Here is a 17,966-nt window from a genome sequence, read left to right as displayed (position 1 = left end):
CTAAGGTTAGACCTTTTTTAACCCTTTATACATGCTATGCACATACCAATAGGAGTGCATCATGTCAGAATCTACCCTAAAACCATTTACAGGTAAACTTGACGAAAATATTGATACAAATCAACAGCCAGCATTAAAACCATTTACTGGTGCACTTGATGGTGAAAAAAAAGGTGTAATGGGGCACTTAAAAGATACTGGCTTATCTGCTTTAAAAGGTGCGATTGCTGTGCCTGAATTGGCCGTTGGTATCATGGATATCATGTCTGATGGTGCTACTGGTAAAACACTTGAGAATAAAGATGGTACTGTTGGCTTTCGACCTAAAGAAGCTAAACAAGCTCTAGGTGATTTACATACAGATCAATATAAAGCCCAACAACAAGAATTTGCTGATGCTGGTAAAGATGGAAATTGGGTAGATAAAGTCGTTGATAAAACAAAAGTTGCCTTAACAAATCCCTCATTAATTGCGAATACTGTAGTTGAATCTGTTCCTTCAATGTTAGCTGGTGGCGTTTTAGGTCGTGCTTCAGGTATAGCCAACCCTGTTGTTGCTGGTGCTGTTGGTGAAGGTGCAGTTATGGCGGGTAGCCAAGCTGAACAAATTCGCCAAGAAACTGTAGATGGACGCTTAACAGCAGATCAATCTTTAGCAGGAGTAACAACAGGTGTACTTGGTGGTTTAATTGGTTTTGCTGGTGGTCGTCTTGCCCAGAAAATGGGTATTGGTGATGTTGATACCATGCTAGTTAATGGTCGGTTTGGTCCAGCAGATATTGCTGGCGAAATCGCTTCAATGCCTGCGAAGTCTTTACCTCGTCGTATAATTGAAGGTGCAATTTCAGAAGGCTTTTTAGAAGAATTACCTCAATCAGTTTCAGAACAAGTCATACAAAATTTAGCCCTAGATAAGCCTTGGCATGATGGCATTGAAGATGCAGCAGTCATGGGGACTTTGGCTGGTATGGCAATGGGTGGTGCTGCCAATATCTTATCTGGCCATAACACAGGTACAGAATCCCAAGATAACCAACAACAATCAGGCTCACCTAATCTACCATCGGCACCTCCACAATTAGGCTCAAGTCCAGATAATGCTTTAACTGGCGAATATATCCCACGTGAAGATGTGTCACATGGGGGTAACCAAGGTCGCACAGCTTTTGTTTATGATCAGCCATCAATGGATGCTGATAATTTATTAAACAATAATGGCTTTGATTATGGCAGTGCAGCAACTGGTAATCCAGTCAGCCCAGATACACCACCAGCACCGAATGGTAATTATTTTGATGGTGATTATGGCAGTGAAGCAGCCTTTGATGATTTGTTGAATTCTGTACCACCAGCCAGCCAAACACCTTCACAGCAAATGGGGATTAATCCCAATGATGGGCCTATGTCATCTGCAGCAGCTTTGGCAGTGGATAGTGGGGCATCACCTGTTACTCCACAATTAGGATATACGCCTGATCAAAGTAATACACAGGCTGACAATGCAGGCGAATCAATTTCTCAACAGTATGACCTCAATGCAGTGGATGCATTGGGTGGAGAAATTGAAACAGATACAGCGCAAACTGTTCAACCAATCTTAGGTCAAGACGGTAAAAACAAATGGTTTGGCACACAGGATAAAGCACAAGCATTCATTGATAAGAAAAAATTAGGCAATGATTATCAGGTGGTTCAGGATGGCAAGCGTTTTGAGATTCAGCCAAAATCTCAAGATAACCAAACTCAAAATGTAGATACTTTACCAAAAACAGAAAGTTCAAATCAGGATGATGTTCCAAATCCGTACAATGAAAATAAGTTGCGTGCTCAAGTGCGTGATTTGAGTTTACAGGCAAGTAAAGAAGCTCAAGCCAACAATGCAGAGGACAGCAAATACATTGCAAATTTAGGAAACACAGCATCGGCACGTTCAAATGAAAAGGTAAAGCAGCAATTACCTGATTTATATAAGCGAGCAAAAGAACTTGCAAAAACCGCTGAAATTACATCGGCAGGTCGTCGTGGTAATACGCATTTTTCAAGCCTAAGTTTCAAAGGTGATTCAAGTTTTGTTTCAGGCGATGCATGGCCAAAACGCCCAACTAAGGATGAAGTCCTACAGCAAGCAATTTGGCACTTGTCACAAGATGACAAGAACGGCACACCGAAGAATGTACAAAGTGCGTTGCAGCTTACTGAACTTGAAAAACAGTTTAAAAATGAAAAAAGTGTAGCGAAAAAGGCACAGATCCGTAAACAGATTACAGAGTTGCAAAACGGTTTGACAGAACAGGCGCAAAGCAGTGTAAGTTTGAATCAACCACAAAAGACTACTGTAGAAAACCTGAGTGGCGAATTTAAAAAAATAGAAGAATCTACTACCCGAATTAATGCAGTACGTCAACGTATACGTGAAGCAAATCCTGAAATTTTCACCGCTGAAAATGATCGTGTTCGTGAAACACATGGTTTAACCAATGCGCGTGTGACGATGATGGCTGACCAAATTGAAACATCAGGTAGTTATGAATTATCTGATCGTGAATACGAGAAGATCAAGAACAATCCGAATTACAAGATTGACTATGATGCGCGTAACTTCATGGGCAAGGTGACTGCGGTTAAGGACCCACATAGCGGTGAATGGGTAGGGAATAACGAACAGTCTGATTTAGATAATGCAGCACATGAAGCCGCAACAAGTGTTCATAATGATTTACCTGAACCGACTCAAGCCCAGATTGAAGCTGGTAATTATAAAAAAGGTCACATCAAGGTACATGGCCTTGATATTGCTGTTGAAAATCCACGCGGTTCAGAACGTCGCGGTACTGATCCAGATGGTAACGAATGGTCGCATAATATGAGCGACCATTACGGATACATCAAGCGTACTACTGGTGCTGATCAAGAGCATATTGATACCTATGTAGGTAAAAATCCTGAATCTGAAAATGTCTTCATTGTAGATCAGATTGATCAGGGCAGCGGTGGATTTGATGAGCATAAGGTGATGCTTGGTTTTGACAGCCAGGAGGAAGCCATTACTGCATATAAATCCAATTTTGACAAAGGTTGGAAGGTTGGTCCTGTTACTCAAATGTCTAAAGATCAATTTAAAGATTGGTTAAAAAATTCAGATACCTCTAAACCAGTGGCTGAAAGTGGACAAAAAACAGAACCACAACACCCTGTCAATAAATGGCAAGAGGAAATGAACAAGGCTTTGGCCAAGGCAGATCCAGAGCATCCAAGTTTTAAAAAATTACAGGCCAATGCTAAACATGGTCTGAAATCTGTTTCTGATCGTGCTAGTGCTTTACGCCAGGCGCGTGAGATTGAGAAAAAGTTAGAAGCACCTAAAGCTGAGCCTAAAAATCCTAAAGCATCTACAAACACTATTTTCACCGAAGATGCAGCAGAAAAAGCACGTGCATTATTGCGTAAAAAATTAGGTCAATTGAATGCTGGTATTGACCCTGAAATTTTACAAGCTGGTATCACTCTTGCCGGTTATCACATTGAAAAAGGTGCTCGTAGTTTTGCAGCATATGCCAAAGCAATGACCGAAGATATGGGTGATTTGGTTAAGCCGTATTTGAAGTCTTGGTATATGGGTGTAAAGTTTGACCCACGTGCAGCTGACTTTGATGGCATGAGCACATCGGCAGAGGTCGAAAATTTTGATCTGGATGCTACCTTCACAAATAAAGGTACCGTACAGGGAAAAATCGAAACTGTTGTTACACCTGCAGGTCGTGAATTTGAGGTGCAACACAAAGTTGTTGAAGCAGACGACTTGATTACATCGAACTTGGACAGCGGTGCAATTAATGCTAAATACCCACAAGCATTACAGCCACGTGATCGAACCACTCTGAAATCAGTTACCCAGATCAATGATATTGCCAACAAACTTAACCCTAAATTATTGGGTGATAGCGCAAGCTCTACTAATGGTGCGCCTATTGTTTCGCCTGGCAATGAAGTTGAAAGCGGTAATGGTCGTACCTTGGCCATTCGTAAAGCCTACCAAACAGGCAAAGCAGACGCATACAAAGCATGGTTAGCTGAACAGGGCTATGATGTGGACAACATGCAGCAGCCAGTATTGGTCCGTGAACGTATCACGCCAATGAACATGGCCGAGCGTGTAGCCTACACAACAGAATCCAATGAGCGTGACACACTGGATATGAGTCCAAGTGAACAAGCTATGTCGGATGCGCCAAAGGTGATGGATATTTTGCACCTGGTACAAGGGGGCAGCTTTAACAACACAGCCAATCGTGATTTTGTGAACGCCTTTTTAACCGGTGTAGCATCTAAGAATGAACGCGGCACCATGCTTGATAAAGATGGCGTATCACTGACCCAGGACGGTTATCGCCGTATTGAATCAGCCTTGCTTGCAGCTGCTTTTAATGATGCTCAAATCATTAGCCAGGTGATTGAATCCAAAGACAGCGATATTAAAGCAATTGGTAATGCTTTGATTGAAGCGGCACCACAATGGGCGCAAGTCCGTAAAGGTGTACAGGAAGGTATCCTGGTTGAAGGCGTAAACGTCGAAGCCAATTTGGTTGAAGCGGTCCATCTGGTACGCAAAGCACGTCAGCAAAATTTATCCTTATCTGAAATGCTAAACCAGGACGATATTTTCGATGGAAGTATTGACCAGGTAACAAAAGACTTCGTTAGTATCTTCTATCGTGGTGATAAACTGGAAAAAGCGCGTAGCAGCCAGAAAGTTGCAGAAGCATTAAAGTCGTATGCGCAATTGGCTATGACTGCAAAAGCGACACCTAATCTGTTTGGTGATGCACCTTTAAGCAATGAGCAAATTTTAGGACAAGTACATGACAGACTTAAACAAGGCGAAGCCGAAAAGCAACAAGACATCTTCTCTAGCCAAGGAAATGATGACACAGGTAATGGAAAACCTAGCGAAACAGGACAAGGACCTGCATCTAGCCAATCAAATGCAGCAACGTCGAAATCCAACACAGCAGTAACACGACCAACGGTTGAGCGGCCTAAGAATGACACAACACTTGTTCAAGATTGGGGTGTTCAATATGTAGATGGTTGGGCAACCAATTCAGAACATACGGGTAAAATCTATACTGATAATGGCGTAAAAGATGGTGTTAAAGCTGCATTCCTGAAAGATTCTAAAAAGTACCTTGAAGCGGTGCAAAAGAATTTGGAAGGCATTGGTTATGAGCTACATCTGAATAAAAAGGGTAAGCCTGAAAAAGTCAGCGTGAATGAATCAGGCGTAGCTGGTAGTGGTGAAGTATCGCTTTATATCCGTGAGCCGGTGACTGGTGTTAATGTTTGGATGAAAATTGGCGATGGATTCCCAGGTTCTCACCCACAACGTATCGGCATTTTGTATCGTGCCACCATGAAGGAAAGCGATAAGCAAGCCAGCGGCTTTGGTATCGAGAACTCTGGAAACCAGTATGCTGGTGCTAATACATCAGCGTTTGAACTGGCTCAAATGATTGATGATATGGTCACTGCGCTTGTGAAGCGTAACCAGAACAAGGAAAACAGCAATGAACAACCTGCAAGCAATACAAGCAATCCGCAAGGAACGTCAGCAGTACGAGGAGGACGAGGACGTACTTCACAATCGAATGCTCCACAAGCAAATAATCCAAATGTGGAAACAAGAGTATCCACAGGAAGTGGAACGTCTAACCAAAATCAATCTACTGGACGATCTCGCATACGTGACACAGGAACGGATGTGGAGAACGATGGACGAGTATCTGGACGCGGGATGGAATCCAGCAGACGCAAGGATGCAAGCGGAACTGGACAACTATCAGTTGATCAACCCACAAGATTAGAATCGCCAGCAGCAGTAGCCAATACTGCGACTGATTTCTACATGGCTGACCCAGATATTATTTTCGGTGGTAGCCAGAAACAGCGTTTTAATAAAAATAAAGCAGCTCTTGAACTCTTGGAAGATCTCACCAATGAAGGCCGTCAGGCGACACCAGAAGAACAGTTTATTCTTGCCAGTTATACCGGTTGGGGTTCGTTTGGCCAGGATCTATTCCAAGGCACCTGGAACACACCGATCTTTAAAGATGATTGGAAAGATCAAAACCTTTGGCTACGTGAAAAGCTAGGTAAGGAATCCTGGGAATCGGCAAAAGATTCTATTCTGAATGCCTTCTTTACCGATCCATACACCGTCCAAGCAATGTGGTCTATGGCTGAAAAGATGGGCTTTACTGGTGGGCGTGTTCTTGAACCGGCGGTAGGTACTGGTAACTTTATCAGTTTAATGCCGATGCACATTAAACAGCGTAGCCAGGTGACAGCGATTGACCTGGACATTACCACCGCTGCGATTGCAAAACAGTTATTCCCTGAAAGCAATGTGCAGAACATGCCATACCAGAAGTCTAAAACACCAGACAACTTTTATGACTTGGTGATTTCTAACGTGCCTTTCTCGAATGATGTGAAGATTGCAGACCGTCGTTATAACCAATTCAATCCAAACTTACACGATTACTACTTCCTAAAAATGCTAGACCAGGTGCGTCCAGGTGGTATCGTGATGGCGATTACTTCATCCGGTACGATGGACAAACAATCCGAAGTGATTCGTCGTGAGATGGGCAAGCAATCTGAACTAATTACATCGATCCGTTTACCTGCAGGTGCGTTTAAAGATTTTGCCGGCACTAATGTTGTAACCGATATTATTGTGCTGCGTAAACGTACTGAACCATTGACCATGACACCGGATGCAGATTGGATCGGATTATCCGAAGTTAAAACGTCAACTAAGCCAGTGAAGGTCAATAGCTTTTACGCCAATAACCTACGTAATGTTTTAGGGACCATTGATTATAAAGGCGGTGATCCACGTTTTGCCGGCATGACGGTACTTAGTAATGGTGAAGCCTGGCTGAAAAAGGAACTTAGCCAATTGTCTGATCTGGTTAGTGAAAACACATTATTGCCACGTCATAACGATGATTACCTGACTTACTATGCAAACAAGGCCGGTGAGCGCACCAACACATTAACCATGAGTAATGGTGAATTGATGTTTGTCTATGGCGACCAAATGGTTAAAGCTACCGATCTTTTTGAATACAAAATTAAGGATGCCAAGAAAACCGCACAACGTCAGAAATCAATTGAGGATCTGGTAGCGATTCGTAAAGCCTACACAGATTTGACCGATGCAGAACGTATCGAACAGGACAATGTAGAGCAGCTGCGCAAGACCTTAAATAAACTTTACCAGGCATATACCAAAGAACATGGTCCATTGGCTGATTCATTTGGTTTGCAATACTTCAAGAAAATGGAAGATGCGTATTACTACAGTCTTGCAGCACTTGAAAACAACGGTAAACCGGCTGAGATTTTAAAGCGAAGTGTGGTTCGTGGAGCTGCTGCACTTAAAAATCCAACAGTATCGGATGCCTTTGTGGTGGAACGGAATAAATCCGCTGCGCCTAGCCTGGCCAACATTGCAAAAATGGCCAATGTATCAGAGGACCAGGCACGTGCTGAACTACTGGCAAAGGGTGCGGTTTATGTGTTGCCGAATGGCGATATTATGCCAAGCGATATGTACCTATCTGGAAATGTTCGCCAAAAATTAGAAGAAGCACAAAACGCAGTTGCAGAAGGCAATACTGACCTGCAGCGTAATGTCGATGCACTCAAAGAGATCATTCCAGAGGACATTCCATACTTCAACATTGAAGCCAAAATGGGTGCAACCTGGGTGCCATTGTCGGATTATGAAAAATATATTGCACACATGCTTGGTATGACCGATAGCAACGGCATTACTGTGACATTCCCATCAGGTAAGTGGAAGGTCAAACTTGATCCTATTGCAGCACGTCGTACCGAAGCCACGACCAACTATGGCTCTAAATATAAGTCATTCCAAACGGTGGTATCTGCTGCACTGTCTAACCAGAACATTACTGTGAAGTATAAAAATGCTGATGGTTCTGAAAGTGTAGATGTGCAAGCCACGGAAGAAGTGAACGAGAAAATTTCCAAGATTAAGGAGGATTTTGCAACCTGGTTATGGTCCGATCCTGAACGCCGTGTGCAATTAGAGAAGGAATATAACCATGCATTCAATGCTTGGGCGACACCTAAATATGATGGTTCGTTCATGTCGATGCAGGGTATGGCGTTAAGCCTGGGTAATGGTCCGTTTAACTTGCGTCAGCACCAACAGAATGCAATCTGGCGAGCGATTGTCAATCGTCGTTCCATTAATGCGCATGAAGTGGGTACCGGTAAAACCTTTACCATGGGTGGTATTGCACTTGAATCACGCCGCTATGGTATTGCTAAAAAGCCATTGATCTTAGCCCACAATGCCAACAGCGCAGCCGTAGCCAAAGAAATTCAGATGATGTATCCATCGGCGCGTGTACTGTTTATCAGTGAATTAGGTAAAGCAGTCCGTCAGATCCGTATGCGTCAAATTGCCAATGATGATTGGGATGTGGTGGTGATGCCACACTCGATGATTGATAAGCTCACTTTGTCTGAAGAAACCTTGATGGCTATGGCTGCTGATGATATTGCAGCACTAGAAGCAGAGCTTGAAGAAGCACTGGCCGAAGAAGGTGGCGCAACTTTAGATGAAGTCTTGGCGATGGATAGCGAAACCGTCAATAAAAAAATGGGCTTTAAAAACCCGACTGCCAAGCAGCTTGCAAAACAACGTCTGAAACTTTTGGAGGACATTCAAAAGCAAGCCATGGATTCAAGTAAAGCCGATGCGGTGAACTTTGAAGAACTTGGTGTAGACATGATCATGGTGGATGAGGTGCATGAGTTTAAAAAACCAAGCATTGCCACACGTATGAACATGAAAGGCTTAAACACCAGTAGCAATAAACGCTCAGTGAATTTGCAGTTGCTCACTCGTTATGTGCGCCGTATGAATAATGGCGGTAACGTGCATACCTTTACCGGTACACCGATCACCAACACCCTGACTGAAATCTATCATCAGATGCGTTATGTGATGGAAGAAGAAATGCAGAAACTTAATGTCGCTGCCTGGGATGGCTGGTTTGGTAGTTTTGCGACCGACATTACTGATATTGAATTGTCTGCAACCGGTGAATATCAATTGGTCACTCGTTTGGCCGGATTTGTAAACGTGCCAGAATTGCGCAAGATGATTGGTCAGTTTATGGATATTGTTTTTGCCAACGACATGCCAGAAATGCAGCCACGTAAAACCAAAACCGGCAAAGTATTGTCAGATGAAGGTTTAACTGAAGCAGAAAAAGCCGAGTTGCTAAATGGCCGTACCGAGGGTGCCAAAGATCGTCCGTATAAAAAAGTGATTAACGTCACCACGGAAATGTCACCAAAACAGGAACAAACACTGGCTGAGATTCAGTCCCTGGCGAAAGAGTGGGAACGGGCAAGCGGCAAAGAAAAACGTAAGTGGATGCGTGATGGCGACCCACGTGCACCGCTATCGATTAGCACCGCCGCGAAAAAGGCCAGTTATGATGCGCGTATTGGCGATCCTGAGTATGTCGGCAAAGAAGGACAGACTGAAGATTTTGAAATGTCAAAAGCATCTCAAGTGGTTAAAAACGTGATGGAGGTATATCACTCACACCCACTTGCAAGCCAGGTCATTTTTGCAGATACCGGTTATAACACTACAACCGAACGTAGCACCGGCCAGAAAGATGACAAAGGTAAAATGATTCGTGAGCGAGTTAAAGTCTTTTCACCGATCAAGGATATTGTAGAACGCCTGGTTCAATCGGGTATCCCACGTGAACAAATTGCCATTGTCGATGGTTCAGTCAAAGCCGAAGCACGTAAAGCGATTGCCGACAAGGTGAATACTGGTGAGATCCGTGTGGTGATTGGCTTAACTCAAACGCTCGGAGTAGGTGTGAATATGCAGCGTAACTTACGCGCCATGCACCACCTGGACGCGCCATGGATGCCGGGTGAACTTGAACAGCGTAATGGTCGCGGTTTGCGCCAGGGCAACCAGTGGAACACGGTACTTGAGTATCGTTACATCACGGATAAGTTAGACGGTAAATCCTGGCAAGTGCTTGCGATTAAAGACCGCTTCATTAATGCCTTTATGAAAGCCGATGGTAACGTTCGTTCGATTGAAGGTGATGCTGCTGCGGATAACGGTGAAGATAATGCAGGGGATATTATGTCCTCATTCTCAGAAGCTTCTGGCGACCCACGTGTACTGCAACGGATCAAGATGAAAGAAAAACTTGAGAAGCTGCAACGAAAAGAGCGTTTGCATACACAGGGTATAGCGGATATGAAGCGTACCATTGGCAACACGCAACGTCGTATTGCTCGTTTTAATGAGCAAATTGCCGAGTATGAAAAAAATGCTGTTTTGGATCGTATTCAAAAACTAATGCAGTCACAGTCTGAAAACTTCTCCGCAGAGGTGGACGGCAAGAAATACGACAAGCACAAGGAAGCATCGGACGCGACTCAACAATTCATTGCCGACCATGTGCGTACTGGCTCATCACGAATCACATTAGGCAAGTACGGCAATGTCACTATGTCGGTTGAATGGGATAGCCTGCAACCACAAGCAACATTATCGATGAAGATTGGGCCGATTGAATTTAAGGGTAATACCTTACGTGGCATCGAGGGTAAGTTACGTGGAGCAGCTCAGGATGTTAAAGCCCTAGAAGATGCAAAAGTCAGCGCACAAGATACGATTAACAGTCTGTCTAAAGCAGTCGAGCAGCCGTTTGGACAATCTGATCAATTAGCGCGTACTCAAAAGCAGCTTGAAAATATTGAGCAAGACTTGGAAAGCAACCCGGTAGCACCGCCGATCTGGTTACGCCGTGGTACGCCAATTGATTCAGAAGTGTATTACAAAGGCAAACTGTTTGTCGTTTCTGGTCATCGTTATACGAATGACGGCTGGTTTGTGTCGGCAGAAGATGCCAAAGGCAGTCTTGATATTCCATACATGGAAGCAACAGACAGTGTAGGTATGCCGATTTACGAGGAACGTGAATTTGAAGCGCCAAATATTAATGACAAAACAAAGGCAGACAATGATGTAAAAAATGAAATTAATGACTATAGCCGTGACAAATTAAAACCTGATAACGAGCGTAGAGGTACTTCACCTTTATCAACTTCATTTTTGCCGCTTTCTAAAAATCGGGCGGATCGTCTTGTAGTGGATATACTCTCTAGGATTTCTAAAGGGGACACGCCAAATAAATCTAAAAGTGGAATCAGCGGGATAGTACAACCCAAATTTCCGTTTGTTGTAGTTGAATCGTTTGAGGCTTTGCCAAAAACGATACAGCAAGAAAATTACTATCAAGGTGAGCAAGGAGAAACCAAGCGGTATGATGTAATGGCTGTTTGGCATAAAGGCACACTTTATATTAATGCTGGAGATATCCGAGGAAATCATAATACACAACAAACTACTTATGAAGCATATGAGGAGGTTTTAATACATGAAGTAGTTGGACACTTTGGAGTTCAGCAATTATTTGGTCAAGAGTATAAGACAAAATTTCAGCAGCTTTTTAATGCACTTGGTGGAATAGAGGGTATTCGTAAAATAGCCAAAGATAATGGCGTTGATATGAATCAATTTGATAATGCCTATATTAAGCCATTTAAAAAAGGTGTTGAGGAAGGTTACTACGATCCACTGGATGCTCAGCAAGCAACCGTAAGTGAACTATTTGCTTTTGTTGCACAAAATGCTAAGTCACGTCCTTTTGTACGTCAAAAGATAAAAGAAGTTATTGGATATATTCGTCAGTGGTTCCGTGATCGTGGCTTTGATAAATTCCTTTCACGTTACAATGATGCCGATTTGATGATGTTTTTGTCAGAAGCTCGTAAGGCTGTAGTTGATCGAAGCTATTTTGGTAAATATAAAAATCAAGAATTTTCATCTAAGAACAATTCTGATACTCCACTTTATAGCCGTCTCACTAAAAGTAATTCAGGTTCTACAACTCAACAAGTACGAGACGTGTTGATTGATCGTTTTGGTAAAGAGACCATTGATGAGCTTGAACGACAAGGTAAGCTTGAGATTATTCAGGATTATCAGGTTGAAGGTGTTGAGGGCTTCTATTACAACGGTAAAGCGGTACTCGTTGCATCGAATCTGACTGCTGAAAGCACAGTGCCAACATTCTTACATGAGTTGGGTGGTCATGCTGGTTTTCAAAATATGATGAACCAGAAACAATATAATGAATTGATGAATCAATTTAATAAATTAGTTGAGCAGGGTAATCCTGTTGCTTTAGCTGCAAAGATGCTTGCAGAACGTGAACAAGGCTCTGAACGTCAGCAGCTTGAATATTTACCATATTTATTAACCCTTTCATCTACTATGCAACAACGTAATGTGATTCAACGGAATGCACTGCAAAAGTTGATTAACAATATTGTTTCGTATGTAAAAGCATGGGTATTTGATAATTTTGGTATCAATCTTAATTTGAATCCTGATGATATGCTTGCATTATCAGAGCGTATGATTGGGCAAATTAAACATCAATCATCATTGGATTTAATTCGTCAAAAATATCATGGTACAAATCAATGGATGACAGCACCAAACGGTGCAAAGACACATCTTTCAGAACAACAATGGTTACAAGTCCGCACACCAGAATTTAAGAAATGGTTTGGTGATTGGGAAAATGATGCAGCAAATGCTTCACAGGTATTAGATGAAAATGGGGAGCCTAAGGTTGTTTATCATGGTACTGCCACCGAGTTTAATGAATTTAAGCAGGGTCATGGCTTATTAGGGGATGGCATTTACTTAACTGATAGTTTTGATACAGCAGATGTATACGCCAATATCCGTGGGGAAAATGGCTTTGTACTTCCATTATTTGTAAACATTCGGAATGTGTTCAAAACTACAGGTAATGTTTCACGTGATGAATTTGTAGAAGCGACAACTTCTGGGAAATATCAGGGAATTGTTCATCAGTTTGAAAATCACGAATATATTGTTGCCTTAGAGCCTAATCAAGTAAAAATGGCTGAGGGGAATAAAGGCACATTTAATAGTGAAAGTTCAGATATTAGATTTAGCCGATCTTCAAATGATGTTGCTGATCGCCTAAGTGAAAATATTAAAAATTTGTACAGTGCCAACTTTAAACTACCAAGTATGGCTGATGCAATGAAATATGGTTTGATGTTTCTGAGTCGTATGCAGATCACAGATATTTATAAAAAAATTCTACCTCAGTTATCTGTATATAATGACTTGGTGCATCAGATGGATGCTGATAAAAATGATATAGCTGCTCATGCAGATAATATTGTGCGTGAGTGGGCTAAGTTAAATAAAAGAATCGATAAGAATGACCCTAACTCTAAAACAGAAGAAGAAGCATTGGCTGACTTAATGCATGAAGCTACTTTGGCTCAGATCGACCCAGCCAAGCCATACCAGTCAGGTGATGATAAAGTTAAGTATCAGCAATTATATAAAGCTTACAACGCTTTATCTCCTGAAGCTCGAACAATGTATAAAAAAGCACGTGATGCTTATAGTGGGCATTATGCCAAAGTACGTGAGGCGGTCAGGGAGCGTATTTTAAGGTCTGCTTTGAGTAGTGAGAGAAAAGCTGATTTATTGAAAAAAATCGAAGGTTCTTTTGGTCAAATTAAAGGTGTTTATTTTCCATTGGCTCGTTTTGGTCAATATGTCGTTGTGGCACGTAATCAGAATGGTGATGTGGAGAGCATTAGTCGTGCTGAAACTGAAAATGAGGCGAAGGCTTTACGTGAGCAATTGATAGAAAAATATCCTCAATTAAAAGTGGATTCTGTTATCCGTGATCAAGAGTATAACGCCTTACGTGATAAGGTTGGGCGTGGCTTCATGTCAGACCTGTTTGATGAGGTGGGTAATCTTGGCTTAGATGCAAAAAAACAAGCTGAATTTGAAGATACATTGGGGCAGCTATATTTATCTTCCATGCCTGATTTAAGTTGGGCAAAACATGGTATTCACCGTAAAGGAACTGCGGGATTTAGTAATAATGCTAGACGTGCTTTTGCGCAAAATATGTCAAGTGGGGCAAGTTATTTGGCTAAGTTGCGCTATGGTGATCAACTTACAGCACAGCTAGATGAAATGGAAGAATATGCTAAGGCTCAAATCAAAAAGGATCCTAGTTATAGGCAGCCTTTAGCATCCGCAGTCATTGATGAAATGAATAAGCGCCATAAAAATCTAATGAATGCAAAAGGGAATGCTGTATCTTCACTTTTAACCAGTATGGGATTTATCTATTTTCTTGGGTTGTCACCAGCAGCTGCAATGGTGAATATTCTGCAAACCCCACTTGTTGCATATCCTATTCTTGGAGCAAAATTTGGATTTGATAAAGCAGGTATAGCACTTTTAGGAGCGTCTAGCGATTATGCCAAAGGTGTTGGGTTTGAGATGCCTGATTTTACGGACTTGGAGAGTTTCAGAAATAGTCTTAGTGATTCAATTGATCCAGATATAGCAAAAGTATTAAAAGAACATGAAAAGCAGGCTTATGAAAAAGCTGTTTCTGCTGGTGTGATTGATGTAACACAGGCACATGATTTAGCAGGGATTGCTCAGGGTGAAGATAGTGGCGTGATGTGGAAGATGAGACCTATCATGCGCGCGGCATCTCTTATGTTTCATCATGCTGAACGTTTTAACCGTGAAGTGACTTTTATCGCTGCGTATCGATTATCTAAAGAAAGCGGTATGGCAGATCATGATGCATATAAACAAGCAGTAAAGATGACTTACGATGGGCATTTTGATTATTCAGCTTCTAACCGTGCCAGATTTATGCAGGGTAACGTAGCCAAAGTCATTTTTTTGTTCAAGCAATTTGGACAGAATATGATCTATACCATTGCACGTCAGTCTTACATCGCTCTAATTGGTAAAAACCACACTAAAGAGGAAAGAATAGAAGCTGCAAGGGCGATCAGTGCAATACTTGTAACTCACGCTTTGGCAGCAGGTGTTCTTGGTTTGCCAATGGTAACTACGTTATTGGCTGTAGCATCCATGTTTGGTGGTGGAGATGATGATCCATGGGATGCAGAGGTTGCTTTACGCAATGGTTTAGCTGATATGACGAGTCCGAATTTCTCAAATTTGGTGATGAAAGGATTATCACGTGGTACATCAGCAGATCTGTCTGGTCGAGTTGGTTTAGATAGTATGTTTTTAGCTAGAGCACCCGATGGTTTAGAGGGGCAAAAGCTTTATGAACAGTTAATATTAGGCAATATGGGTGCAACAGTCGGAATGGGGGCGAATATTGCAAAAGGTATACAAGAGCTTGGTCAAGGGAATTATGCACGCGCACTAGAAGAAATGTTACCTACTTTTGCTAAAAATCCTTTTAAGGCATATCGCTATGCGACTGAAGGTGTACAGGACAAAACAGGTGTGGATATTTTGGATGGTCATCCAGTATCAGGTGCAGGAATATTCAGCCAGACAATTGGTTTCTCACCAAGTCAGGTGCGTACAGCATATGAAGGTAAATCAGCGATCTATCAACAACAACAAGCTCTGCAAAAACGTAAATCCAAATTAACAGCAAATTGGGTCCGAGCTAAACGCAATGATGATCAAGAGGGCATGGACTCTGCATGGAAAGATATTCAGGAATTTAATGAGGTTAATCCTAAGTTACGGATTAACCGTATAAATTTAATGCAAAGTTATCATCAAAATGCCAAACGTATTCGTGATGCTGAAAATGGCGTTTATCTTTCTAAGAAGTATCGTGATATTGGTGATTATGGACGATTTGCTGAAACGGATTAGTAAAAACTACAAAGCGACTGACTAGGTCGCTTTGTTCATTTTCTATATTGAATAAAAATTTAAACTAGTGAAAAATTAAACTCACTTTATAAACAGATGAAATAATTATGATTAATTATGATTTAATTTTTGAAGAACTTCAGGCTATGCATCCAAAAGGTGTAAAATTTTTCAAAGATCATACATCCCAAGAGTTTGAAGAGTTGAATGACTTTTTAGAAGATAATAAATTTGAACTAGGTATTGAGATAAAGCCTCATCGGGAAAGTCAAACAGGGCATAGATCAATAGATGCAATTATGGTTAAAAAACTATAATGTTTTTGTCGACAAGTTTGTGAAAGAAGCCACCTTATGGTGGCTTCTTTATTGGATTTTATTTGAGTTTTTCCTTATTTACTAAACCTGTAATCCTAGTCAAGCCAAATGCTGTCACTCGCATGTGTAAAAATACACGCTCTTGACCATCATTTTGATTTTTGATTACTGGTGATGCTTTATTGGTAAAAACACCATTCAACACATACTGTGCATGTGGTTGTAATTTCTTTTCAGCATCTCGATAACACCATTTTTTTTGAAGTAAAAGATTAATGAGATCCTTTTCTTTTATTCCAATTGTTTTGGCACATTCACGGATACAGTAGGTATGTACTGTTTCAGCAATGGTATCGAGTGCTTGAGCTTTAGGTTCAAGTTTTTCAACTTTTTGGGTGAGTTCGATATTTTGTTTTGCCTGAGTTTCAATTGCTTGCAGTAGGTGATAAGGATTTGAAATATCAAATACTGGTTGAGCAACTTGAGCTTCAAGTTCTTGCCAACGATCTACCAAGCGAGCTGTAAATTCTGGGCATAATTGAGCAACTACAATAATAGAATCACGCTTACCTTGTTCACCTGTGAATACATAAACTTGAGTAGTACGAGTACGACCCATTTTATCAGTAGATTGTTCATCCTCAATTTGAGGTTGAACAATAACGCTAGTGTTTACAAGCGTTTCAATAGTACGCTTAACATTGTCATGGCGTTTTTCAACAAGTTCAGCAATTTCCAAACTTGTCATCATTTGAATTTGTACAGGAACAATTGCATTCATGCTGCCAACTCCTCTGCAAAAAACTTTACCAAGTCAGGTGAGCGTTCTTTGAAATTATCAAATTCTTCAACACAAATATCTTTAAAGTTATTTGCTATTGATGAAGCTAAATGTGCCAAAGTTTTGATTGTTGGAGATAGTTCTGACTTTTCGGCAATTACAGTTGTTAACGCTGAAATTTCATCAAAACGATTATTTGCGATACGTACAAATTCAAGCAAGCTTCGTAATTGCTGTTCACTGACCTGAACTTGCTTGTCTTGGGTGAATTGGGTTATATTGTTCATAGGTATTCATCCTTAGTGATGGCAACTGAACCTTGCGTTTGATTGGTAGTCGGGCAAGGTTTTTTTGTACCTGTTGATTTCATGCTTTCGCACTCTTTCTATTTTCAATTAATAATTTAACTGCCTCATTCAATAGAAATACCATTGAGCGTTTTTCTGAATTAGCAATAACCTTAAGTTCTTTGTGAAGTTCTTCTTCTAAGCGAACTTTCACATAAACAAATTCATTCTCCACTATCTTCTCCTAGTCCCCATTATGGGGTGTTGATTTATAGTACCCATTTTGGGGTTATTGGTCAAGACCCATTTTGGGGGTAATATTCGTTTTATTTGGGTTAATTTTTCATGAGTGAAGATCAAAACAGTGTTGTGACGCTCAAAGTTCGAGTATCACCTGAATTTAGAGAGAAAATTGTAAATACAGCAAAAGCAAATAATCGTTCTATGAATCAAGAAATTGTTGCACGTCTTGAAAAGAGCTTTGAGAACAATATTCCTTCAGCATTAGTTTCTGAATATATGCAGGCTGTTGAAGAAAAAAATGATATGATTAAAAAACAATTAGAAATCTCTAATCTTCTTGTGCTCAAACTAGCTGAAAAGCTACCTGATGACGATCCATCGAAAAGCAGAATGTTAGAATTAATTAATCAATTGAATTAAAAAAAGCCGACTTGATGTCGGCTTTAATT

The 17,966-nt window shown here is 41.2% G+C and carries 6 protein-coding genes; 3 read left to right on the top strand and 3 right to left on the bottom strand.

Annotated elements, in window-relative coordinates; all coding sequences use genetic code 11:
* The first annotated feature begins 61 nt into the window (after positions 1-61).
* Positions 62-15,889, top strand: a complete 15,828-nt coding sequence (locus GGG_RS20995) for a PLxRFG domain-containing protein (RefSeq protein ID WP_010112792.1) — start codon at positions 62-64, stop codon at positions 15,887-15,889.
* A gap of 107 nt (positions 15,890-15,996) precedes the next feature.
* Entirely contained in the window at positions 15,997-16,206 is a 210-nt protein-coding gene (locus tag GGG_RS0105085; protein WP_010112791.1) for a hypothetical protein, read from the top strand.
* Between the two features lie 58 nt (positions 16,207-16,264).
* On the opposite strand, the gene GGG_RS0105080 is transcribed toward GGG_RS0105085, so the two are convergent.
* From GGG_RS0105080 to GGG_RS21155, 3 genes are all read right to left on the bottom strand, one after another.
* Positions 16,265-16,987: a phage antirepressor KilAC domain-containing protein gene (locus GGG_RS0105080; protein ID WP_010112790.1), complete on the bottom strand. Its 723-nt coding sequence runs from the start codon at positions 16,985-16,987 to the stop codon at positions 16,265-16,267.
* On the bottom strand, positions 16,984-17,274 hold the full coding sequence (locus GGG_RS0105075; protein WP_010112789.1) for a hypothetical protein: 291 nt from the start codon (positions 17,272-17,274) through the stop codon (positions 16,984-16,986). The genes GGG_RS0105080 and GGG_RS0105075 overlap by 4 nt, the downstream gene beginning before the upstream one ends.
* A gap of 79 nt (positions 17,275-17,353) precedes the next feature.
* A complete protein-coding gene (locus GGG_RS21155; protein ID WP_171057658.1) occupies positions 17,354-17,509 on the bottom strand; it encodes a hypothetical protein in 156 nt (51 codons plus the stop codon).
* A gap of 110 nt (positions 17,510-17,619) precedes the next feature.
* Here GGG_RS21155 and GGG_RS0105060 point away from each other — a divergent pair, with 110 nt between their 5' ends.
* On the top strand, positions 17,620-17,937 hold the full coding sequence (locus tag GGG_RS0105060) for an Arc family DNA-binding protein (RefSeq protein WP_010112787.1): 318 nt from the start codon (positions 17,620-17,622) through the stop codon (positions 17,935-17,937).
* Positions 17,938-17,966: the final 29 nt, after the last annotated feature.

This window comes from Acinetobacter sp. P8-3-8 (genome assembly GCF_000214135.1).
Taxonomy (GTDB): domain Bacteria; phylum Pseudomonadota; class Gammaproteobacteria; order Pseudomonadales; family Moraxellaceae; genus Acinetobacter.
Note: the sequence above shows the minus strand (reverse complement) of the source record. Positions and strands in the feature narration are given on the sequence as shown.

Bases quoted from the DNA above. Each gene is read 5' to 3' on its own strand.
- GGG_RS0105085 (WP_010112791.1), top strand. From the start codon at position 15,997: ATGATTAATTATGATTTAATTTTTGAAGAACTTCAGGCTATGCATCCA.
- GGG_RS0105080 (WP_010112790.1), bottom strand. From the start codon at position 16,987: ATGAATGCAATTGTTCCTGTACAAATTCAAATGATGACAAGTTTGGAA.
- GGG_RS0105060 (WP_010112787.1), top strand. From the start codon at position 17,620: ATGAGTGAAGATCAAAACAGTGTTGTGACGCTCAAAGTTCGAGTATCA.
- GGG_RS0105075 (WP_010112789.1), bottom strand. From the start codon at position 17,274: ATGAACAATATAACCCAATTCACCCAAGACAAGCAAGTTCAGGTCAGT.
- GGG_RS20995 (WP_010112792.1), top strand. From the start codon at position 62: ATGTCAGAATCTACCCTAAAACCATTTACAGGTAAACTTGACGAAAAT.